This window comes from Alteriqipengyuania abyssalis (genome assembly GCF_019857185.1).
GTDB lineage: Bacteria > Pseudomonadota > Alphaproteobacteria > Sphingomonadales > Sphingomonadaceae > Alteriqipengyuania > Alteriqipengyuania abyssalis.
Genome location: NZ_JAHWXP010000001.1, coordinates 196,223 through 215,052, shown reverse-complemented (window position 1 = coordinate 215,052; position 18,830 = coordinate 196,223). Strand labels below are relative to the sequence as shown.

Sequence of the window (18,830 nt, the reverse complement as noted above, 5' to 3'; positions counted from 1 at the left end):
CGTTTATGCCAAAAGCAGAGGGTGAACGAGGAACCGGACGATCGCCAAAGCCTCCATCATCACGCTGCGGGCCGGTCCTTCTTGGGCCGGCTCGACAGCTTGCAAAAAAGGTGCGGAATGCAGTTCGGTTTGCAGAATCATTCTCGACTACAAACTTGCTCGATCCAGCGGTCGATTTCCGCTTCGAGCCAGACTGTGCAACGCGGACCAAGCGAGCGAGACTGCGGAAAGCGACCTTCGCGCATCCGCTGATAGATTGCAGTTCGGCGCAGTCCCACGCGCGCCATGACCTCGGGAAGACGGATGAGCCGGTCGGGCGCTGCCTCGCCAGCACCCGCTTCCGCATCCGTGTGGTCTTCGGTCGCCGTTTCAGAGAGCAAAGCTCTGTTCATCCTGCCTCTCCAGTTGTGCGAGATGGTCCGACAGGAGACCGGCGGTGCGGTGCGCGGCCCCCTTCGCCCAGCGAGGTCTCACATCGAGCAGCCGCTCACCCAAGGCCTGATCCAACGCGACCGGCAGCTCGCTGATGAAGGTTTCAAGAAACTGCAGCACAGCGGAGCTCTGCCAATCAACCGTCTGCTGTGAATAGCCTGCGAGAGCCAGCATAAGGGAGGTCCGAGGCGCGTGTCCGCACGCGTCGAGTATGGTGAGCGCCTCTTGTAGCGTGGCGGGCCGTGTCCCGGCAAGAATGCGTCGGAGCGCATCCTTGTTGATATTCGTCTGCGCGGCAATCGTCCGCCGGGATTGGCCACTCTCTCCTACGGCATGGTCGAGAAAAGCAGCGAGGCCACGCGATGCCTCTCCCCATTTGTCCTGTCTGCTTTGCGTCATGGCACCTGCTTCCGGTTGTCTCAAGCGAATCGACAGCAGGCTATGCGACGCGTCAAACTGTAGGAAAGTAAAAAGAACAAATGAGGAACTTATAGGAAATCGACACATCGTCGGACGATGTGATTCGCGCAGATTCCGGTCCCTCGATCTCAGATTGCGGTATCGATGGCGCAACAATCGGTAGTCGCGGCTGCGGGAGCAGCACCGGTCGCGCGAAACCCGGTCAACTCATCCAAAATCGACGATTTCTCTTGGTCGGAATGCGGCGCGCGGCAGTTTCTGGTTTCCTACACCCGGCCTTGGAATCGAGGAAAGAACATACAGCGAACACATCGCTGCACATGTTCGAAACGGAGTTCCTCGATGACCAAGGCAATTACCCTTCCCCGCCAACCCGCCAAGGGCATTCGTGCCCGCGACTATATTCTACCTGCCGCGATCGCGCTCGCTTGCGCCGGTGTCGCCTATGCCGGCGCCGACACCACCTTCGACCCTGCGCTGCAGAAATTCACCGACTTCCTCGAAGGCTCGGGCGGCAAGATCATCACGGTCCTCAGCCTTGCCGGTGGCCTGATCGCGCTCGCTTCGGGACGGTTTGCTCTCGGTCAGGTCGCGGTGCCGGTGGGCGTCGGAATCGGCGTCGGCACGGGCGTGCCTATCGTCACCTCGGTCGTCACTGCGGTCATCTGAGCCGCGGTTAGCGACGGGAGGGCGGCATGGCCGACAGATACCTCGTTCCACGGCGGCTCGACGATGCGGAACTCATCGGTTTCTGGACCATCGACGAGTTCGCGGGGCTCCTCGTCCCCTTCGCCTGGGGCATCCTCGCGCAGCACATCATCATCGGCACAGCCCTGTCCGGGCTCACCTGGTTCGCCCTTCGAAAGGCGAAGGCATCAGGTGCCGGGTCGAAACTGGTGCATGCTGCCTACTGGTACCTGCCGGGGAGTTTCCTCGGGCTAAAAGCCACGCCGCCCTCCCATTGCCGCCTGCTCGCAGGCTGAGGGAGCACATCCATGAAACACGAATTCGCCTACGAGGAAGCGCAGCGGCATCTGAAACAGCGCAACCGCTTTGCGGCGCTTGCGGCCGTGCTCGGTCTCACCACCGTGCTCGCGGTCGGCGCGGCAGCGACGCGCGACGAAACGCTCGTGCTTTTGCCGATCACGTCGGAACGGATCGCGCTCAGCAGCGGCGGGATCGAAGCGCACTATCTCGAGCTCGTCACCCGCGACACCGCGCTGATGCTCCTTAACCGCGCGCCCGAAAGCCTCGACTACTGGATGGAGCAGATCCTCAAGGTCGCCGATCCGGCAGCGCGCGGACATCTCAAGGCCGAGCTCGTCAAGATCGTCGACGAGCAGCGCGGCTCGGACATCAGTCAGGCCTTCGTCATCGCCTCGATGCGCGTCGATCCAAAGACTCTGACCTCGACCGTCACGGGCACGCTCAAGACCTTCGTCGGTGCACAGGTGATCGCGAGCCAGGAGCGCAGCTTCGAATTCAACTGGAACCGCCGCGGCCTCAGTCTCGGCCTTGCAGGTTTCCGCCAGCTTCCCAACCCCAACGAGGAGGAAGACCTATGAGTCTCCTTGCCCGTCCCTTCCCGGCAGCAGCGACAAGTATTGCGCTCGCCGCCCTGACCTGCGCTTTCGCTACGCCAGCCCGGGCAGACCAGTTCGTCGAAGCTGCCGACGGCGCGACTATCGATTGCGTGCTCGCCCGCGGCGCACTCACGCGCATCGCGCTCATCGAAGACGGCTTCGCCAATGTCTCAAAGATGGCGAGCGGCTTTCCCTACAACGATTTCGAGGTGACCCACGAGCCGGTCCGCGGCGACATCTATGTCTCGGTGCCGCTGCAATATGCGAGCGCGAAGGTCAGCTTCTTTGCCACCAGCAGCGCGGGCCATGTCTACAAGTTTGCCTGCAAGGTCGAGGGCGAGGAAGCGAGCCAGCTCTTCGTCACCAACCCCGCGCTTGCGAGGCCCGACGCTGCCGAGTGGGAGGGCCAAGCCCCGACCCGCGACGAGGCTGCGATCCGCCTGATCGAGGCGATGGCGAGCGATGCCGTGCTCCCCGGTTTCCGGGCGCGCGCCGAGCTCTCGCGCCCGCGCCGCACCGACAGCCTCGAGGTCCAGCAGGTCGCCGAATACGAGGGCGCCGAGCTCACCGGCCAGGCCTTCACGCTGCGCAATCTTGGCCCGGCACCTATCGACCTCTCCAGCGAACGCGAGGCTCCCGCAGGCGCGCTCGCCTTTGCCTTTGGCCGCGACACGCTCGCCCCCGGTGAGACCACTCAGGCCTTCCTCGTCTTTGCCAAGGGAGGGCTCGAATAATGGCCGACACCGATACCGGCGCCGCTACCGCAGAGCAGCCGCGAGACGAAAGCCGCTCCGAAGCCCGGCGCGACCTGAACAAGACCGTCGCGCAGCGCCAGAAGCTGCTCCTCGCAGGCATCGGCGGGGTCGCGCTCATTGCCGGTTCGATGTTCATCTTCGGCGGCGACGACGCGGAGGATGGCGAGGGCGCGGGTTCGACCACGATCGAGACCGGTGCGCTGGTCAATCGCAACCTCTCGCAGCGCGAATTCGTCGCCACCTATGGCAACCGGCTCGATGCGCAGGGCCGCGCGATCAAGGATCTGCAGGAGAGCCAGCTCCCCAAGGCCTCGATCGAGCAGGAACTCGAGACGCTGCGCGGCGAGAACGCGCGGATGCTGAGCGACGGCCAGGCGGCGATCGACGCGATTTCGGCCGAGAACGCCGCTTTGCGCTCCGAACTCGAGTCCCAGCGCGCCAATCCCCCGGTCGCGCCGGTTGCTCCGCTCGATCCACGCGCACCTGGCGTTGCAGCGGCCGCCCTCGACCCCGGTGCTGGCCCCATGGCCGAGCCGAAGGCGAGCCTCTTGAGCTTCAGCGGGGAGAAGCCCGGCACGGCAGGCAAGAAGGTCGACGCCAATGTGCCGCCCCTGCTGCTTGAGGACAGCCGCGACTACCTTCCGCCCAACAGCTACGCGCCGGCGACGGTGATCGTCGGGGTCGATGCCTCGACCGGGGTGACGAGCCAGAGCGATCCGCTGCCCGTGGTGCTGCGCATCACCGGCCCCGCGCGCTCGGTGCTGAAGGGCAACCGCCTACTGACGACCGACCTCACCGGATGCCTCGTCAATGGCGCGGCGCGCGGCGATCTCTCGGCCGAGAAGGTCTACGTCAAGCTCGTTCGCATGACCTGCGCCCAGCCCGGCGGGCGTTTCGCGGTGAGCGAGGTCAAGGGGTTCATCGCCTTTGCCGGAAAGTCGGGCGTGCGCGGCCGCGTCGTCAGCCGCGAAGGCAGCCTCGTCAGCCAGGCGCTGCTCGCCGGGATCGTCGGCGGGTTCGGACGCGGCTTTTCGGCCAACGCCAACGGCATCTTTGCCGGCCAAGTCGGCAGCGACGGCAAACGCGAGGCGCTCTCGCCGACCGACATCCTTGCCGGCGGCTTCGGCCAAGGCGCGGGCGAAGCCGCCGACACGGTCAGCAAATACCTCATCGAACGCGCAGAACAATACCAACCCGTCGTCGAGATGCCGACCGGCATCCAGGTCGAGATTGTCTTCCTCGACGGCGTCCATGTCAGGAGCACAGACCAATGAACTTTTCCCACCACCGGCCGGGCCTGAAGGCCCGCGCCGCGCACATCTCGCTCGCCGCCGCCAGCGCTGCCGCCCTCCTTACCAGCGGCGTTGCCGTGCTGACCGCCATGCCGGCGCAGGCCGCCATCGCCCGCGATGTCGTCCAGGCGCTCAAGCTCAGGCTCCCGAAAACTCCGATCGACGCGCTCGACTGCACAAGCTTCGCGCCGTGGTGCGAGGTCGTCTCGGGCGAGACGCTGTTCTACACCGACGAAGCCGCGCGCTATCTCTTCGTGGGACGGCTCTACGATCTCGAAGAACGGCGCGACGTCACCGCGGCGCGCCTGCTCGAGCTCAATCCTGATTTGCTCGCCGCCGGAGCTGCGCGCGCAGCGGGCCGTACCGAAACCGCGCACAGCGAAGCCGCGCCCGCACCGGGCAAGACAAAGGTCGACCTCTCGCGGCTCCCTCGTGAGGGCGCGATCCGCTGGGGCAATCCCAAGGGTCCGCGGCTGGTGGTCTTCTCCGATTTCCAGTGCGGCTACTGCAAGAAGCTCACCGGCGCACTCGAGCAGGCGGGCGTAATGGTCGAGGAGAGACCGATCTCGATCTTCGGCGCGGCGAGCCGACGCCTGTCCGAAAGCGTCCTCTGCGCCAGCAATCCGGTCGCGGCGCTTCACGCTGCCTATACCGGCAAGCACGTGCGGCGTCCCGCCAATTGCAAGGCCATCCACGCACTCGACGCCAACGAGGCCTTTGCCGAGGCCAACGGCTTTGCCGGAACCCCGGTGATCGTGCGCGCAAGCGATGGCGCGGTGCTGCACGGCTACCGCGACGCCCAGACGCTTCACCGCTTCGCCAACCAGCGTCCCGGAGCAGGCCAATGAGCGCGCGACACTTGAGGGCATTCGCGGCTGCGAGCCTTGCCGCGGGCATCGCCGGTTGCGCCACGCTCGGCGGCAATGTCAAAGGCGACTTCGACTGCCGCGCTCCCGAGGGCAGCTGCGCGCCCACCACGCTGATCGACAGCGCGGCGCTCGGCGAAGCTGGCAACGGCTCGACACCGGTCACCAAGAGCACTCCGCTTGCTACGCTCGCTGGCCCGCGCCAGGCGGATGCCCGGTCGCTGCGGATTGTCATCGCCGCCTATCGCGACGCGGCGGGCCGGGACCACGAGGCGCGCGTGGTCCATATCGCGCTGCCCGATCATCCCGCCGAAAGCTGGCATGCCCCGCGCTCGACCGTCGAGGTGCTCCGCGCGCTCGGACGCGCGGGCGACGATGCCATCACTGCGCCGCCACCGACAGACAATGAGAGTGCGCCTGTCATTGATCCCCTTCCCCTGCAGCTGCCCGAGGTCCTGGTTATCCCCTCCCAGGCCCCGGAAGCGCAGCCCGGCGTTTCGGCGCCGGACACCGGGGCACCTGGCCGTCCCCCCTCCCCCGGTCGGGTGCCCCACCCCCTTTCGCCTGGTGGTCCCGAAGGAGAGCGCCAATGACCCTCTCGCTTGCCTCGGCGCGTGACGCGCTGCTCTCTGGCCTGTTCGGCGATGCGCGGCAGGCCGAACATGCCCGTCCGCAATTCGCGCTCGACATGCTCTCGGACTGGCTCCCCTACCGCGTCTACGACGAAGGCCCGGGTCTCTACCGCAACGCGCACTCGAAGGGCTTCGTCCTCGAAGTGACCCCGCTGATCGGTGCGGATGAGCGTACCGGCGAAATCCTTGGACAGTTCTTCTCCGAGAGCCTGCCACAAGGCGCCTGCCTCCAGGTCCTGAACTTCGCTTCCCCCCGGATCGGCGCGATCGTCGGCCCCTGGTTCGGCCCGCGCTACGAACAAGGCGGGATCTACGAAGCAATCGCCAAGGCGCGGACCAACCGCCTCTACGACCTCGTGTGGCAGTCGGGCTCGGCGCATGCGCCGTTTCATGCGCGCCATGTCCGCCTTGTACTGTCGCTCGGCGTTCCCGTGCCCGGAAGCGTCACCGACGCCGAGCTCACCGAATGCCGCGACGGGATGGCAGGGATGCTCAATTCGCTGGGTCTTGTCTCGAACCGTCTCGAACCGGCCGGACTTCTCGCGCTGATCGACGAGCTGACCTCGCCGACAACCGCGCGCGAACCCGACCTCACCCACTGGAACCGTGAAGACACGCTCGACGTGCAGGCGATCCGCCGCGATATCGAACTCGAGGTCGAGGACGACCGGCTGATCCTCAGGACCGAGCGCTTTCGTGAGACCGGACGCAGCCGCGACGGTATTCCACAGATGGGCAGCTGCTATCCCGATCGCTTCGATGTGCGCCATTACGGCGTGCGTTCAACGCCCGAACGCTGGGCGCCGTGGGAATGCGCGCGGCTGATCGGCGACATGTTCACCGACAAGCTGCGCTTTCCCTGCCCTGCCGCGACCATGCTGTGCCTGCACTATCCCGACCAGGAAGCGGCATCTGCGCGCGTGGGCTACAAGTTCATGCGCACCACCAGCCTGTCGGAGACCAGGAGCGCGCGCTTCCTGCCCAGGCTTTCCGAGCAATCGGCCGAGTGGAAGCACGTCCAGGCCGAACTCCAGGCAGGCAAGAAGCTGGTCAAGCTCTTCTACGGCCTCACCACCATCTCGCCCTTGGGCGAAGGCGATGCGCACGAGCGCACGGTCAAGGCGATCTACAAGGCCGCCGGTTGGGACCTCGCCGACGAGCGGTTCCTCCAGCTACAGGGCCTGGTCGCCGCCTTCCCGCTGAGCCTTGCCGACGGGCTGGTCCACGACCTTGCGCGGCTCAAGCGCTTTCGCACCATGCTCTCGACCACCGCGGCCAATATCGCCCCCCTGCAGGGCGAGTATCTCGGCGGGACGATCCCGCACTTGCTCCTTCTCGGACGACGCGGCCAACCCTTCTTCTGGTCGCCCTTCGAGAACACGGCCGGCAATCACAACATCGCGATCTGTGGCAAGTCCGGCTCGGGCAAGTCGGTCCTGCTGCAGGAACTCTGCGCTGCGCTGCGGGGAGCGGGCGCCAAGGTCGTGGTGATCGACGACGGGCGCAGTTTCGAGCATTCGGTCAAACTGCAGGGCGGGCGCTTCGTCGAGTTCACGCTCGCCTCGGGCTTTTCGCTCAACCCCTTTTCCATGGTCGACGACGCCCGCGCGCATCAAGACGAGGATTACCGCCTCGACTGCTTCGCGATGATCAAGGCGATCGTCGGCCAGATGGCGCGGCCGAGCGCCGCGCCTTCGGACACCGAGCGCGGGCTCATCGACCGCGCGGTGACGCAGGTCTGGGAAGCGCTCGGCAGTGGCGGAGCGATCGACGATGTCGCCCATGCACTCCATCAGAGCGCAAACGAGGCGGGCAAGGATTTGGCAACCGCGATCGCGCCCTTCTGCCGCGGCGGCAGCTATGCCGGGTTCTTCTCTGGCAAGGCGAGTTTCGCGCTCGAGGACGACTTTACCGTGTTCGAGATGAGCGATCTCGCATCTCGGGAGGAACTGCGCAGCGTCGTGCTCTCGGCGATCATGTTCATGACCGGCCAAGCGATGACGCGCTCGTCGCGTTCGACCAAAAAACTGCTGCTGATCGATGAGGCCTGGGCGATGCTCAAGGGCGGTTCGATGGGCGAGTTTGTCGAGACCTATGCCCGCACCGCGCGCAAATATGGCGGCGCGCTTGCGACCGCCACCCAGTCATTGAATGACTATTACAAGTCCGATGGCGCGCGCGCCGCGCTCGAAAACAGCGACTGGATGCTGGTGCTCCAGCAGAAGCCCGAGACCATCGCCGATTTCCGCAAGGAAGCGCGGCTCGACATGGACGACCGCACCGAGACGCTGATCCGCAGCCTCAAGCGCTCGGGCAGTGAATACAGTGAGATCTACCTGAAAGGCCCCGAGGTCGAAGCCGTCGGGCGGCTTGTCCTCGATCCGCTGTCCGCGACGATCTTCTCCTCCGATCCCGACACCTATGCCGCGATCCGCCGCCATGTCGAAAACGGCATGCCGCTGGAACGCGCGGTTGCGCTCGTCGCCGGCGTGGAAGGAGGCGCATGATGGTGCTCGAGACCACCACGCTCGTCGACCGCGTGCCGCTTCCGACTGTCAGACGCGCCCGCGAAAAGCATCGCGCCGTAAACTGGCTCGCGCTGTTCCAGGGCACCTGCCTCGTCCTCATCGAAGCGGCAGGCTTCGCTGTGAGCACGCTGTTGCTGGTCCTCGGCCTGCCGCTGTTCGTGTTTCTGCTCATCGCCGGCTGGGACCTCACGGCGCTGTTCGCACAGTTCGGCAATCTCGCTGACCACTACCGCACCGCCGAACCGATCGCACAGCGCTTCTTTGCGCAGGACCTCCAGATCGCCTTCCTCATCGCCACTGGCGGCCTCGCCCTGCTGCGCCTGCCGGCCTTCCTGCGCCGCCTCGACCGCCGCCTCTCCGAAGGAGCTCCCCGCCATGGATAGACTGAACCTCCCGCTTCGCCAGCTGGGCCCGAAACTTCTTGCCGTCGCGGTGCTCGTTGCCGCGCTGCTGTGGGGCGCATGGCTTACCCAGCAGGTCATTAGCGCCCCCAAGCAGCGGATCGTCACCGTCCGGCTCGCCGAGACCATAGGCACCTTCGTCGAGGAGGCCGCGCGCGCCGATGCCGATCCTGCGGTCGTCCAGGCGGCAAGTCTGGCCTATCTCAAGGCCGCCGAGGCAGCAGTTGCCGAGATGGGCCGCGACGGCCGCGTGGTGCTCGTCGCCGAAGCCGTGCTCGCAGGTGCTGCCGAAGACGCAACCCCCGAACTCGAGCGGCGCATCGCGGACAAGCTCGCCGGGGAGAAGCAGCCATGATCCTTCCCCTCTCGCTGCGCCGTCCGCTGCTGCTTTCGGGGCTTGTCCTGCTGCCGCTCGCCTGGGCGCCGCTCGATGCCTTCAGCAAGGACCATGCTTTCCTCATCAATGCGAGCCCGAGCCTCCCCAACTGGGCATTCTGGCTCGACAAGAAGGCTCCGATCCAGCGCGGCAGCCTTATTTTCTTCGAGCCGCCACAAAGCGAACTTGTCGAAAGACATTTCGGTCGAGGACCGCAGATGTTCGGCAAGCGCGTGCTGGGCATGCCGGGCGATGTCGTGCGCCATGAGGGCGACGCGGTCTTCATCAACGGCAGGAAAGTCGCGAGCCTGCTCAAGGTCACCCGACTCGGCGTTCCGCTCACGCGGGGTCCGCAAGGTGTGATCCCCGAGAGCTGCTATTACACCGGCACCGGCCATCCACGCGGGCTCGACAGCCGCTACGCAGAAATCGGGTTCGTGTGTCGCAGCCAGATCCTCGGCAGCGGGAGGGCGATCCTGTGATGCGCTCGCTCCTCCCGCTTGGCGCGCTTCTCCTCGCTGCGCTCCCGGTCAGCTTGCAGGCGCGCGACTACGGCCAGCGCGGCGCGGTGTTTCCGGTGATCGAGCGCGACCTGCTCGAGCAGATCCATTCGCGCCTCACCACAATGGAAAAGTCGGGTGTGACAGCGCGGCTCAACCAGGAATTGAAGCGCCGGACCATTGCGCGGGTCAACCGGCCCGATCCGGTTGCCGGCCTGATCCGCGCGCAGGAAAGCCGTAGCTGGCCCTTCGATCCAACGATCACGCTAGCCGCCGATATCCGCGGGGCCAAAGGCGAGCTCATCCATGCGGCCGGAACGCGGGTCAATCCGCTCGACAGCGTCAAGCTGCGCTCAGACCTCCTGTTCCTCGACGGCGACGATCCCTCGCAGATCGCCTGGGCGCTGAGGCAAGAGGCCAATGCCAAGCTGATCCTAGTGAAAGGCGCGCCGCTTGAGCTGATGAAAGCGCGCCAGCGCCGCTTCTATTTCGACCAGGGCGGCAAGCTTACCGAGAAATTCGGCATCAAGGCCGTCCCCGCGCGGGTGCGCCAGAACGGGCGTCAGCTCGAGATAAGCGAGATCGCGCTTCCGCCCCGAAAGGCCCAGCCATGAGCAGCATCCGCGCTTCCCTGATCCTCGTTACAGCGGCATTGTCGCTCGCTCTTGCCTCACCCGCCTCAGCCGATGCCGGGCCGGGCAAATGCACCGGGCAGTTCGTCAATCCGATCACCGACATCTGCTGGTCGTGCCTGTTCCCGATCTCGGTCGGCGGGCTCGACATCTGGCCGAGCAATCGTCCCGATCCCGACAACCCCGATTTCCCGCTGTGCCTGTGCGGTCTTCGGCCCGGCATCGCGATGGGGTTCTGGGAGCCGGTGCGGCTCGCCGATGTCAGCATGAAGCCATGGTGCTTTGTCAACCTCGGCGGAATGAAGCTCGATCCCGGCTTCGATATCGGGTTCCGCTCGATCTCGGGTCCCTCGGCGGTGGGCGGCGCCAGCCAGTACTACTCGAGCTGGCACGTCCACTGGTACGCCTATCCGCTGATCTACTGGATGGAAATCGTCGCCGATTTCCTGTGCCTCGAGCCGGGATCGATCGACATCCTCTATATCTCCGAGATCGATCCGCTGTGGCAGGACAGCGAACTCACCGCGACCATCAACCCCGAGGCCGTGCTCTTCGCCAACCCGCTGGCGCTTGCTGCCTGCGCGGCGGATTGCGCTGCATCGACCGCTAACCTGCCGCTCGACGAGATGTTCTGGTGCGCGGGCTGCCAAGGCTCGATGTACCCGATGAACGGCAATGTCTCGGCCAGCATAGGCCACGTCCAGGCCTCGCGGCTCGTGCTCTCGCGCTTCGCCTACAAGCTCCACCGCGAACTGGTCTCGTGGGGCACGATGGGCTCCAAGGGCCTGTGCGGCAAATACCTCATGCCGGTGATGAGGAAGCAGCAATACCGCTTCCAGGCCACCAACCCCAATCCAGCGACCAAGGGCCGCTACGCCTGCCCGCCCGTCGGTGCCTCGACCACCTTCCAGTCCCCCGGACAGGTCATCCCCGCCATCGGCGAAGACATGGGATACCTCGTCTGGCGCAAGAGGAATTGCTGCGCGCTATGAGAAACGCCTTCCCTCTCCTCGTCCTCATCAGCCTGGCGACCGCCGCTGCCTTCGCTGCCGCGTCGGCGCAGGATGCTCCTCCCGATCTCGATCTCGCCGAAGTTCGGGCGCGCGCGAGCGAGCATGCCCAGGATGCCGAAGCACTCGCGACCTCGGTCAGGACCAGGGCCGACGCGCTGGCCGAGGACGCACGCACAACGCAGCAGGCGGCGCTCGACAACCGCGCCGCCTATGCGAAGGAAGCACAGGCGAGTGCCGGCGCCGGTCCGCTCGATCTCGATGGCATGATCCGCGCCAAGGCTGATGCGGAAGTCGCAGCCATTGGCGAGGCCCCGCGCTTCATCGCCTTTGCGTCGCTGTCGATGCCCGAGCCGTCCTTGAAGGCGCTGGTCCGCGACGTCACCCGCGCCGGCGGAGTCACCGTGCTGCGCGGATTTCCGCAAGGCGACAGCGCCGCCTTCAAGAAGCGGCTCGCGGCGATCTGGCGCGATGGCAGCGAAGCCGGCGCGCTTGGCATCGATCCGCGTCTCTTCCGTGCCTTCGATATCGCCGTCGCACCAAGCTTCGTGATGGTCGCGAGCGATTTCAGCCCCTGCGACGGGTTTGATTGCAGCGACACTTTACCGCCGCACGACCGGCTCGCTGGCAATGTCAGCGTCGAGGACGCGCTCGAGACCTTTGCCACTGGCGGCGGCCCGGGCGCGCAGCTTGCCCGCCTCCACCTCGCCCGCCTGAGGGAGCAGCGCCCATGAGACACCCGGTCAAGCTCGCCGTGACCGCTTTCGCCGCGCTCCTCCTCAGCGTGAGTGCGGCAGCCCAGCAGCAGGACGCGAAGGCCGACGGCAAGGCCTTTGCCGAGAGCCTGCGCGGCGAAGCCCAGCAGGCAGCGCAGCAACAGCCGAACGCTTCCAGCCTCCCCAACTACGATCGCAACGCGGTCCGGGGGCTCGAGACCCTCGCCCAGGATCCGGACCGGATCGAGAGCAATGCGGCAGCAGCGGCGAGCGGCCACCAGGGGTACCGCGCGATGCGCGACAGTGTGGCCAATCGCGCGCGGTTCGATCCGGGCGAGATCGAGGATGTCATCGCGCGCAGCCTGGCGATCAACGAGGCTCCGCTCGACTACACCAGCGGCATGGCGATCTCGGGGGGCCAGGGCACCTGTGTCCCGCTGCCTCCTGGTTCGAGCTCGGCCGGGACCTACACCGCGACCTGCAACACCGGCACAAGGATCGACCAGTCGGCGGGACAGTGCGCGGTACCGCTGGTTACGACGGTGAGCCAGCGTCCGCAGTATCATTACCTCTGCAACCGCTTCGGCGATTTCAACGGCTCGGGCGAGCCCGAATGCGCCGGGTTCGACGGCTATTTCTGCCGCGTGACGGGACGGCGCGATACCTGCCTGCAGTGGAGTTCCTCGGGTGGCCGGCCGTGGTGTTCCGAGCCGGGCGACCCGATCACCGAACTCACCTGCGACGAGCAAGTGTCAGGGCAAACACCCTACATGGTCACCACTGCGACGACGGTCACGACAACGCCCGACGAGAGCCAGTGCACGGGCTTTGGCGACAATGGAGATTGCACGCTCGATACGGAGATCTGCACCGACGCCGATCCGCAGACCCGTATCGTGAACGGTGTCTCAGTCACCCGTCCATGCTGGGAATGGCAGCGCAGCTACACCTGCACCGCGCGCGAGGCGGCGACCGACTGCTCGGACATCGAGAGCCAGGGCACCTGCCGGTTCCTGCGCGAGGAATGCCTCACCGATGAGACGCCTTGCGAGACCTGGGAGCGCATCTACGAATGCCCGCTGCCAGCGACAGACAGCAACACTCAGTATGTTTGCGACGGCGATGTCTATTGCATCGATGGCAGCTGCGAGACGATCGAGCGCACCGCAAACGACGAGTTCAAAGATGCTGCGGTGGCGCTACATGCGATGGACGAGGCGCGCGGCCAGTTCGATCCGAATACGCTGACGCTGTTCCGCGGCACGCGCAACACCTGCTCGTCCAAGGTCTTCGGCGTGCTCAATTGCTGCAAGGGCAAGGGTTTCCCGCTTATTCCGGGCATCAGCCTGCTGGTCGCGCTTGGCTGCGACCGCGAGGAAGTGCTGCTCCACCAGCGCGATGCGCAGGGGCTGTGCGCCTATGTCGGGACCTACTGCTCGGACAAGTTCCTCGGCGTCTGCCTGACCAAGAAGAAGGTCTATTGCTGCTTCGAGAGCAAACTCTCCCGCATCCTCCAGGAACAGGGCCGCAAGCAGCTCCCAAAGCCGTGGGACAAGCCCAAGGAGGAACAGTGCGAGGGGTTCACCCTCGACGAATTCGCCAGGCTCGACCTCAGCCGTATGGATTTCAGCGAGGTCTATGCCGAGTTCACCGATGCCGCGCGGCTGCCCGACGAGCTCGAGACCTCCATCCTCATCCAGCAGAAGATCGACGACTATTACGCAAGGGGCGGCCAATGACCCATCTCTATCACCTCACGGCGCTTGCGCTCGGCCTCGCCGCTCTCCCCACCACCTTGGCCCAGGCCCAGGAGCGACAGGAAACTGCATCGACCACCGCTGCAGACGCGCTCTACTGCGAAGAGCGCAGGCTCGGCTACTGGTTCTACTGCGTCAAACCTGTGCCCGCAGAGGAACCGCAATCGCCCGAAATCGAGCCGGTCGCGGCGACGCAGGAACTCGATGCGATCACGTCCGAGCTACGCGAATTGAAGGCGCGCGCGATCCTCTATCCCACCGAAGCGAATGTCGCGGCCTATATCCGCTTCCAGCGCGCGCAGCTCGACCGCGCCTCGCTCTTCTCCGATGTCTGGCAGCGCGCGATCTGGCAGGACCCCGAACTCGATTACACGCTTGAACGTCCCGTCGGCGCGCTCGCCAAGAAGCAATGGCAGGATGCCCGCAGCGCCGAGCGCGATAGCGTCATGGCAAGGCTCTCGCAGCGCTACGGCCTGTTCTATTTCTACAGCTCGACTTGCGCACCCTGCGAAGTGATGAGCCCGATCGTCAAAAGCGTCGCCGACCGCTGGCGGATTACCGTGCGCGCCATTTCGACCGACGGCGGGCCCTCGCGCCATTTCCCTGACTACAAGGTCGAGACCAACCAGCGCGCCAGGCTTGGCCTTGAAGGCAAGGCCACCCCCGCACTCGTGCTGTGGGACAGCGTGACCAAACGGCCGATCCCGATTGGCTACGGCGTGCTTTCGGCCGACGAGCTCCAGGAGCGCATCTACCTCCTCACCTCGAAGGAAGCCGGACATGATTACTAGCATTCGAAATGCAGCGCTGACCCTCGCCGCTGCCAGCACGGTCGCATCACCGGTTGCCGCCAACGTCGGCGACAGCATGGACCGGTTCATGGACGACATGGGCGCGGCGGCAAACGTCACCGGCCCGACCGCTTTCGAAGGCCAATCGGCGGGCTATTACAGCCTCGGCAATGTCTGGACACGCTTCCCGCAGAAGACGACCAACATCGCCAACCTCCAGCTGCCGCGCGCCCGCGCGGGGTGCGGCGGCATCGACATCTTCGCCGGGTCCTTTTCCTTCATCAATGCAAGCGAGATGGTCGCGCTCCTGAAGGCCGTCGCCAACAACGCGGTCGGATTCGCCTTCAGCCTCGCGATCGACACCGTTTGCCCCGAATGCAACAAGATCATGCAGGAGTTCAGCCAAAAGGCGCAACTCATGAACAACCTCTCGATCAACTCCTGCGAAATGGCGCAGGGGCTGGTCGGCGGCCTGTGGCCCAAGGGTGATCTCGCCGACAAGGCGATCTGCGAAGCGATCGGCAATTCCGAGGGCATCTTCACCGACTATGCTGCGGCGAAGCACGGCTGCGGCACACGCGGCCAGCGCGCCTCGACCAATGAAGGTGCCGGCGCCGACTATGCCGACGTCAATCCCGGTGTGCCACGCAATTACACTTGGCATGTCCTCAAGAAGAGCGCCTTCTTCAATCCCGGCGGGACATTCGACCGCGAGCTTGTCGAATACGCCATGACGCTGATCGGCACGGTGATCTACGTTCCGCCAAAAGACGATGAAGCAGGCAAGTTTGTGCCGTTTGCAGGCGATGCCTCGTCGACGCTGGTGAGCGCGCTACTCGACGGGACACAGGGCCAGACCGTGCGCGTGTTCCGCTGCGACGAGACCGATCTCTGCCTCAATCCGACATTCGAGCAGATGAGCCTTTCCAACGCCAAGGCGATCCGCCCCCGCGTCGCGCTCCTCATCGGCAATATGGTCGATGCAATCCGGGCCGATACCGCGATCGGCAATGCGGAGAAGGAGCTGCTGCAGGTTGCCTCGGTCCCCTTGTACAAGATCCTCACGGTCCAGGCCGCCTACGGTCGCGGTATGCCCACCGACGACCGCGACACGCTCGCCGAGATCGCCAGCATCGATCTCCTCTATGCGATTCTCGACCGGATCGTGTCCGAAGCCGGGCGCTCTATGGCGAGCTTCATCGCCGCCGACGAAGCCAAGCTCGCAATCTGGCGCGGCCAGGTCGCCGAGGTGCGCTCTGGCCTCGTCCAGCGGCAGGCGACCGGACAGGCCAAGGTCTCGGCGATCATGCAGATCATCGAGAAGACCGCGATGATCGAGAACGCGCTCGCCGCTTCGATGTCGCCCTCGATGTCCGCCGCGCTCGACTGGTCGCGCGGACTCCAGTCGCGCTCGATCGTCCCCTGAGGCGCGCACATGGTCGAGATCTTCACAACTGGCGGCGGCGAGTACATCGTCAATGTCCTCAACGCCGTCGCCGCATGGACCGGTGCAGGTGGCTACAAGAGCCTGATCCAGGTCGCGCTGGTGATGGGGTTCGCGCTCGCGGTCATCGTGGTGGCGTTCAACCAGGACTGGCGCGCCTGGCTCAACTGGTTCCTTGGCGCGACGCTCATCTACATGTGCCTGATGGTGCCGCGGATGGACGTCCAGGTAACCGACCGCGTCAATCCGAGCCTTGCTCCGGCAACCGTCGCAAATGTACCACTCGGGCTCGCGCTGATGGCGAGCTTCACCAGCCAGGCGGGCGACTATCTGACGCGTTCGGCCGAGACCGTGTTCGGGCTTCCCGACGATCTCAACTATTCGAAGAACGGGATGATCTATGGCGCGCGCCTGCTCGAAGCGACACGCTCGCTGCGCATCGCCGATCCCGAGTTTGCCGCCAATTTCGACGAACACGTTCGCCAATGCGTTTTCTACGATCTGCTGCTCGGTCGCTACTCGATGAAGGAACTTTCCGAGAGCAATGACATCTGGGCGACCATTGCGCCCGGGAGCGCGGCGCGCGCGCAGAAGTTCCTCACCCGCGAAGCCGATGACAGCGTTTCCGCCTCGATCGTCACCTGCCGCGAGGCCTACACCGCGCTCTCGAACCAGTGGGCGGGCATGATCGACGAAATGACGCTCGTTGCCGGCCGCCAGCTCTACCCTAAGCAAACCGAAGCGCTTGCCAAGGCCAAGCTCATCGCCGATCTGCCGGTGGCTTACCAATATCTTACCGGGGTCTCGAAGGACGCGAGCAGCATTTTTCGCCAGGTCTTGACCATCAACGCGATGAACCAGGCAATGCACGGCTTTGCCGGAGCGAGCGGCGCGTCGAGCGTCGATGTGTTCGCCCAGACCCGCGCCGATATCCAGACCGAGCGGACCTATTCCTCGATCGCGCACAATGCGATGAAATGGGTGCCGATCCTCAATGTCGTGCTGATGGTGGTCTTCTACGCGCTCTTCCCGGTGCTCTTCCCGCTATTCCTGATGCCGCGGACCGGCCCGATCGCGCTGCGCGGCTATGTCACCGGCTTCTTCTACCTTGCGGCGTGGGGGCCACTCTTCGTCATCCTCCACATGATCCTGATGCTAAAAGGCGCGGGCGATGTTGCGGCAGCCGGCGGTGCGAGCGGCCTCACGCTTGCAACCTTTTCCGGGATGACCGACGTCAACAACGATATCGGTATCCTGGCCGGTTATCTCGTCGCTTCTATTCCCTTCCTTGCAGGCGGGGTCGCGCGCGGGGCGATGGCGATCTCTGGACAGGCGACAAGCTACCTCAACCCGAGCCAGAACGCGGCCGAGGAAGCCGCACGCGAGGCGAGCACGGGCAATCTCTCGTTCGGCAACACCAGTTTCGAGAACTCGAACGTGTTCTCGCGCCAGTTCGCCCAGGCGAGCCTCGCGCCAAACATCGCCTATGGCGCAGCGCAATCACGCGGGTTTGCCGACAATGGTACGCAGACGACGAACTTTCCGCAAGCCGAGTTCGCGACGGTGCCGACCTCGAGTTACCCGTTCACGCCGACGCTCGGGCAGGATTTCTCGAGCAGGCTCGCGACCATGGCGAGCCAGAGCCGAGGGCAAAGCGAGACCTTTTCCAACCTTGCCCAGCAGTCAACCAGCTCGGCGGTCACCCGGTTCAGCGAATTGCACGATGCCTACACCCGCTCGCGCTCGAACGAGAGCGTCAGTGGGACCTCGACCAGCGACAGCATCGGCAGCGCCTTCAGCGAAGTCGACAACGCATCGAAGACACTCCAGCAGCAATTCGGGCTGTCGCGCCGTGCCGCCGACGACATCACTGTGTCGTGGTTCCTGAACGGAAACGCAGGGATCGAAGGAAAGGTAGAGCGAAAGGGAACCAAGGGAACACTAGGGCTCGGCGGCGGTCGTAACCAGAGCTGGACCGATAGCGATATCGGCATCGCCTCCGAGGACCGCTCGCGCATAACGGGCGCGCTGCGCCAGATCTCGGACAGTCGCAGCTGGTCGAGCACGCGCGAGGGTTTCCTGCGCGAGACGAGCTCAAGCTCCGAAGCGCTGGTTTCGAGCAGCTCGGGCGGCATCACCAAGTCGATCACCGAAGCGCAGAGCTATACCCGCGAAGCGCGCCGCGCCGAGGAGATCGCCAGCCGGCTCGAGAGCCAGGCAAGTTGGTTCGAGAGTGCCAATGCCGCAGGCACGCTCAATCTCAGCCAAGCCTATCGCGAATGGGGCATGGCCGAGATCGACGCCAATCGGGATTACTATGGGCCAGTGCGCTTCGACGACATCGACTTCCAGATGAGTGCGCGAGGCCAGCAGCTCCAGGCGCGGTTCGTCGAAAGCTATGCGGACCAGCTCAACGCCGATATCGCGGACGACCTGGTTCTGCCACCCTTTGCGCCCGTCGCTCGACCCGCGGTGGGTGGCGCAGATGGCGTGCGGGGATCGGTATGGCTTGGCGGGGTACCAGGGAGCCTTGGCGCCCCCTCAAGCGATCGCGAGGACATCGCCCGCGATGTCGATCGGGTCCAGCAGCAAGGGGAACGGCGAGTCGGGACCGTGAAAGATCACCTCGACGGCAAGACCCGCGATGCCAAGGGAGCCTCGGCCGAAGCGGCCGATGACGTGAAGGAATGGTAGC

At 65.2% G+C, this 18,830-nt stretch carries 21 protein-coding genes; 18 read left to right on the top strand and 3 right to left on the bottom strand.

Translation table 11 applies throughout. The annotated features are described in order from the left end of the window. Positions 1 to 3 precede the first annotated feature (3 nt). Genes KYN89_RS01010 through KYN89_RS01000 form a run of 3 tightly spaced genes read right to left on the bottom strand, consistent with a single transcriptional unit; the run spans position 4 to position 831 of the window. Complete coding sequence (locus tag KYN89_RS01010; RefSeq protein WP_222823401.1) at positions 4 to 141, bottom strand: hypothetical protein; 138 nt, start codon at positions 139 to 141, stop codon at positions 4 to 6. After that, positions 138 to 392 (bottom strand): helix-turn-helix transcriptional regulator, encoded by a 255-nt coding sequence (locus KYN89_RS01005; protein ID WP_187336392.1) that lies wholly within the window; start codon positions 390 to 392, stop codon positions 138 to 140. Before KYN89_RS01005 ends, KYN89_RS01010 begins: the two co-directional genes overlap by 4 nt. Continuing rightward, a complete protein-coding gene (locus KYN89_RS01000; protein WP_222823400.1) occupies positions 370 to 831 on the bottom strand; it encodes a hypothetical protein in 462 nt (153 codons plus the stop codon). The genes KYN89_RS01005 and KYN89_RS01000 overlap by 23 nt, the downstream gene beginning before the upstream one ends. Before the next feature lie 363 nt (positions 832 to 1,194). Here KYN89_RS01000 and KYN89_RS00995 point away from each other — a divergent pair, with 363 nt between their 5' ends. Genes KYN89_RS00995 through KYN89_RS00910 form a run of 18 tightly spaced genes read left to right on the top strand, consistent with a single transcriptional unit; the run spans position 1,195 to position 18,829 of the window. After that, the gene (locus tag KYN89_RS00995; protein ID WP_222823399.1) at positions 1,195 to 1,521 is read left to right on the top strand and encodes a hypothetical protein; all 327 of its coding nucleotides are present in this window, start codon (positions 1,195 to 1,197) and stop codon (positions 1,519 to 1,521) included. Between the two features lie 26 nt (positions 1,522 to 1,547). Then, positions 1,548 to 1,835 (top strand): type IV conjugative transfer system protein TraL, encoded by a 288-nt coding sequence (gene traL / locus KYN89_RS00990; protein ID WP_222823398.1) that lies wholly within the window; start codon positions 1,548 to 1,550, stop codon positions 1,833 to 1,835. Positions 1,836 to 1,847: 12 nt separating this feature from the next. Continuing rightward, positions 1,848 to 2,417, top strand: coding sequence for a type IV conjugative transfer system protein TraE (locus KYN89_RS00985; protein WP_222823397.1), 570 nt, complete (start codon positions 1,848 to 1,850; stop codon positions 2,415 to 2,417). Further along, a complete protein-coding gene (locus KYN89_RS00980; RefSeq protein ID WP_222823396.1) occupies positions 2,414 to 3,169 on the top strand; it encodes a type-F conjugative transfer system secretin TraK in 756 nt (251 codons plus the stop codon). Before KYN89_RS00985 ends, KYN89_RS00980 begins: the two co-directional genes overlap by 4 nt. Continuing rightward, positions 3,169 to 4,464, top strand: a complete 1,296-nt coding sequence (locus KYN89_RS00975) for a TraB/VirB10 family protein (protein WP_222823395.1) — start codon at positions 3,169 to 3,171, stop codon at positions 4,462 to 4,464. Before KYN89_RS00980 ends, KYN89_RS00975 begins: the two co-directional genes overlap by 1 nt. Next, entirely contained in the window at positions 4,461 to 5,330 is an 870-nt protein-coding gene (locus KYN89_RS00970; protein ID WP_222823394.1) for a DsbC family protein, read from the top strand. The genes KYN89_RS00975 and KYN89_RS00970 overlap by 4 nt, the downstream gene beginning before the upstream one ends. Continuing rightward, entirely contained in the window at positions 5,327 to 5,941 is a 615-nt protein-coding gene (locus KYN89_RS00965) for a hypothetical protein (RefSeq protein ID WP_222823393.1), read from the top strand. The genes KYN89_RS00970 and KYN89_RS00965 overlap by 4 nt, the downstream gene beginning before the upstream one ends. Beyond that, entirely contained in the window at positions 5,938 to 8,487 is a 2,550-nt protein-coding gene (gene traC, locus KYN89_RS00960) for a type IV secretion system protein TraC (RefSeq protein WP_222823392.1), read from the top strand. The genes KYN89_RS00965 and traC overlap by 4 nt, the downstream gene beginning before the upstream one ends. Beyond that, a complete protein-coding gene (locus tag KYN89_RS00955; protein ID WP_222823391.1) occupies positions 8,484 to 8,891 on the top strand; it encodes a hypothetical protein in 408 nt (135 codons plus the stop codon). The genes traC and KYN89_RS00955 overlap by 4 nt, the downstream gene beginning before the upstream one ends. Next, the gene (locus KYN89_RS00950; protein ID WP_222823390.1) at positions 8,884 to 9,264 is read left to right on the top strand and encodes a TrbI F-type domain-containing protein; all 381 of its coding nucleotides are present in this window, start codon (positions 8,884 to 8,886) and stop codon (positions 9,262 to 9,264) included. Before KYN89_RS00955 ends, KYN89_RS00950 begins: the two co-directional genes overlap by 8 nt. After that, positions 9,261 to 9,767, top strand: coding sequence for a S26 family signal peptidase (locus KYN89_RS00945; RefSeq protein WP_222823389.1), 507 nt, complete (start codon positions 9,261 to 9,263; stop codon positions 9,765 to 9,767). Before KYN89_RS00950 ends, KYN89_RS00945 begins: the two co-directional genes overlap by 4 nt. Then, positions 9,767 to 10,399 (top strand): type-F conjugative transfer system protein TraW, encoded by a 633-nt coding sequence (traW, locus tag KYN89_RS00940; RefSeq protein WP_222823388.1) that lies wholly within the window; start codon positions 9,767 to 9,769, stop codon positions 10,397 to 10,399. Before KYN89_RS00945 ends, traW begins: the two co-directional genes overlap by 1 nt. Further along, entirely contained in the window at positions 10,396 to 11,409 is a 1,014-nt protein-coding gene (traU, locus tag KYN89_RS00935) for a conjugal transfer pilus assembly protein TraU (RefSeq protein ID WP_222823387.1), read from the top strand. The genes traW and traU overlap by 4 nt, the downstream gene beginning before the upstream one ends. Next, the gene (gene trbC / locus KYN89_RS00930; RefSeq protein ID WP_222823386.1) at positions 11,406 to 12,161 is read left to right on the top strand and encodes a type-F conjugative transfer system pilin assembly protein TrbC; all 756 of its coding nucleotides are present in this window, start codon (positions 11,406 to 11,408) and stop codon (positions 12,159 to 12,161) included. The genes traU and trbC overlap by 4 nt, the downstream gene beginning before the upstream one ends. Then, complete coding sequence (locus KYN89_RS00925) at positions 12,158 to 13,882, top strand: conjugal transfer protein TraN (protein ID WP_222823385.1); 1,725 nt, start codon at positions 12,158 to 12,160, stop codon at positions 13,880 to 13,882. The genes trbC and KYN89_RS00925 overlap by 4 nt, the downstream gene beginning before the upstream one ends. After that, positions 13,879 to 14,691, top strand: a complete 813-nt coding sequence (locus KYN89_RS00920) for a conjugal transfer protein TraF (protein ID WP_222823384.1) — start codon at positions 13,879 to 13,881, stop codon at positions 14,689 to 14,691. Before KYN89_RS00925 ends, KYN89_RS00920 begins: the two co-directional genes overlap by 4 nt. Further along, positions 14,681 to 16,117: a conjugal transfer protein TraH gene (locus KYN89_RS00915; protein ID WP_222823383.1), complete on the top strand. Its 1,437-nt coding sequence runs from the start codon at positions 14,681 to 14,683 to the stop codon at positions 16,115 to 16,117. Before KYN89_RS00920 ends, KYN89_RS00915 begins: the two co-directional genes overlap by 11 nt. A gap of 9 nt (positions 16,118 to 16,126) precedes the next feature. Beyond that, positions 16,127 to 18,829, top strand: a complete 2,703-nt coding sequence (locus tag KYN89_RS00910; RefSeq protein ID WP_222823382.1) for a conjugal transfer protein TraG N-terminal domain-containing protein — start codon at positions 16,127 to 16,129, stop codon at positions 18,827 to 18,829. The last annotated feature ends 1 nt before the right edge of the window (position 18,830 follow it).

Bases quoted from the DNA above. Each gene is read 5' to 3' on its own strand.
- KYN89_RS01010 (WP_222823401.1), bottom strand. From the start codon at position 141: ATGATTCTGCAAACCGAACTGCATTCCGCACCTTTTTTGCAAGCTGTC.
- traU (WP_222823387.1), top strand. From the start codon at position 10,396: ATGAGCAGCATCCGCGCTTCCCTGATCCTCGTTACAGCGGCATTGTCG.
- KYN89_RS00985 (WP_222823397.1), top strand. From the start codon at position 1,848: ATGAAACACGAATTCGCCTACGAGGAAGCGCAGCGGCATCTGAAACAG.
- KYN89_RS00915 (WP_222823383.1), top strand. From the start codon at position 14,681: ATGATTACTAGCATTCGAAATGCAGCGCTGACCCTCGCCGCTGCCAGC.
- trbC (WP_222823386.1), top strand. From the start codon at position 11,406: ATGAGAAACGCCTTCCCTCTCCTCGTCCTCATCAGCCTGGCGACCGCC.
- KYN89_RS00970 (WP_222823394.1), top strand. From the start codon at position 4,461: ATGAACTTTTCCCACCACCGGCCGGGCCTGAAGGCCCGCGCCGCGCAC.
- KYN89_RS00920 (WP_222823384.1), top strand. From the start codon at position 13,879: ATGACCCATCTCTATCACCTCACGGCGCTTGCGCTCGGCCTCGCCGCT.
- traC (WP_222823392.1), top strand. From the start codon at position 5,938: ATGACCCTCTCGCTTGCCTCGGCGCGTGACGCGCTGCTCTCTGGCCTG.
- KYN89_RS00955 (WP_222823391.1), top strand. From the start codon at position 8,484: ATGATGGTGCTCGAGACCACCACGCTCGTCGACCGCGTGCCGCTTCCG.
- KYN89_RS00965 (WP_222823393.1), top strand. From the start codon at position 5,327: ATGAGCGCGCGACACTTGAGGGCATTCGCGGCTGCGAGCCTTGCCGCG.
- traL (WP_222823398.1), top strand. From the start codon at position 1,548: ATGGCCGACAGATACCTCGTTCCACGGCGGCTCGACGATGCGGAACTC.
- KYN89_RS00950 (WP_222823390.1), top strand. From the start codon at position 8,884: ATGGATAGACTGAACCTCCCGCTTCGCCAGCTGGGCCCGAAACTTCTT.
- KYN89_RS00995 (WP_222823399.1), top strand. From the start codon at position 1,195: ATGACCAAGGCAATTACCCTTCCCCGCCAACCCGCCAAGGGCATTCGT.
- KYN89_RS01005 (WP_187336392.1), bottom strand. From the start codon at position 392: ATGAACAGAGCTTTGCTCTCTGAAACGGCGACCGAAGACCACACGGAT.
- KYN89_RS01000 (WP_222823400.1), bottom strand. From the start codon at position 831: ATGACGCAAAGCAGACAGGACAAATGGGGAGAGGCATCGCGTGGCCTC.
- KYN89_RS00925 (WP_222823385.1), top strand. From the start codon at position 12,158: ATGAGACACCCGGTCAAGCTCGCCGTGACCGCTTTCGCCGCGCTCCTC.
- traW (WP_222823388.1), top strand. From the start codon at position 9,767: ATGCGCTCGCTCCTCCCGCTTGGCGCGCTTCTCCTCGCTGCGCTCCCG.
- KYN89_RS00910 (WP_222823382.1), top strand. From the start codon at position 16,127: ATGGTCGAGATCTTCACAACTGGCGGCGGCGAGTACATCGTCAATGTC.
- KYN89_RS00980 (WP_222823396.1), top strand. From the start codon at position 2,414: ATGAGTCTCCTTGCCCGTCCCTTCCCGGCAGCAGCGACAAGTATTGCG.
- KYN89_RS00975 (WP_222823395.1), top strand. From the start codon at position 3,169: ATGGCCGACACCGATACCGGCGCCGCTACCGCAGAGCAGCCGCGAGAC.
- KYN89_RS00945 (WP_222823389.1), top strand. From the start codon at position 9,261: ATGATCCTTCCCCTCTCGCTGCGCCGTCCGCTGCTGCTTTCGGGGCTT.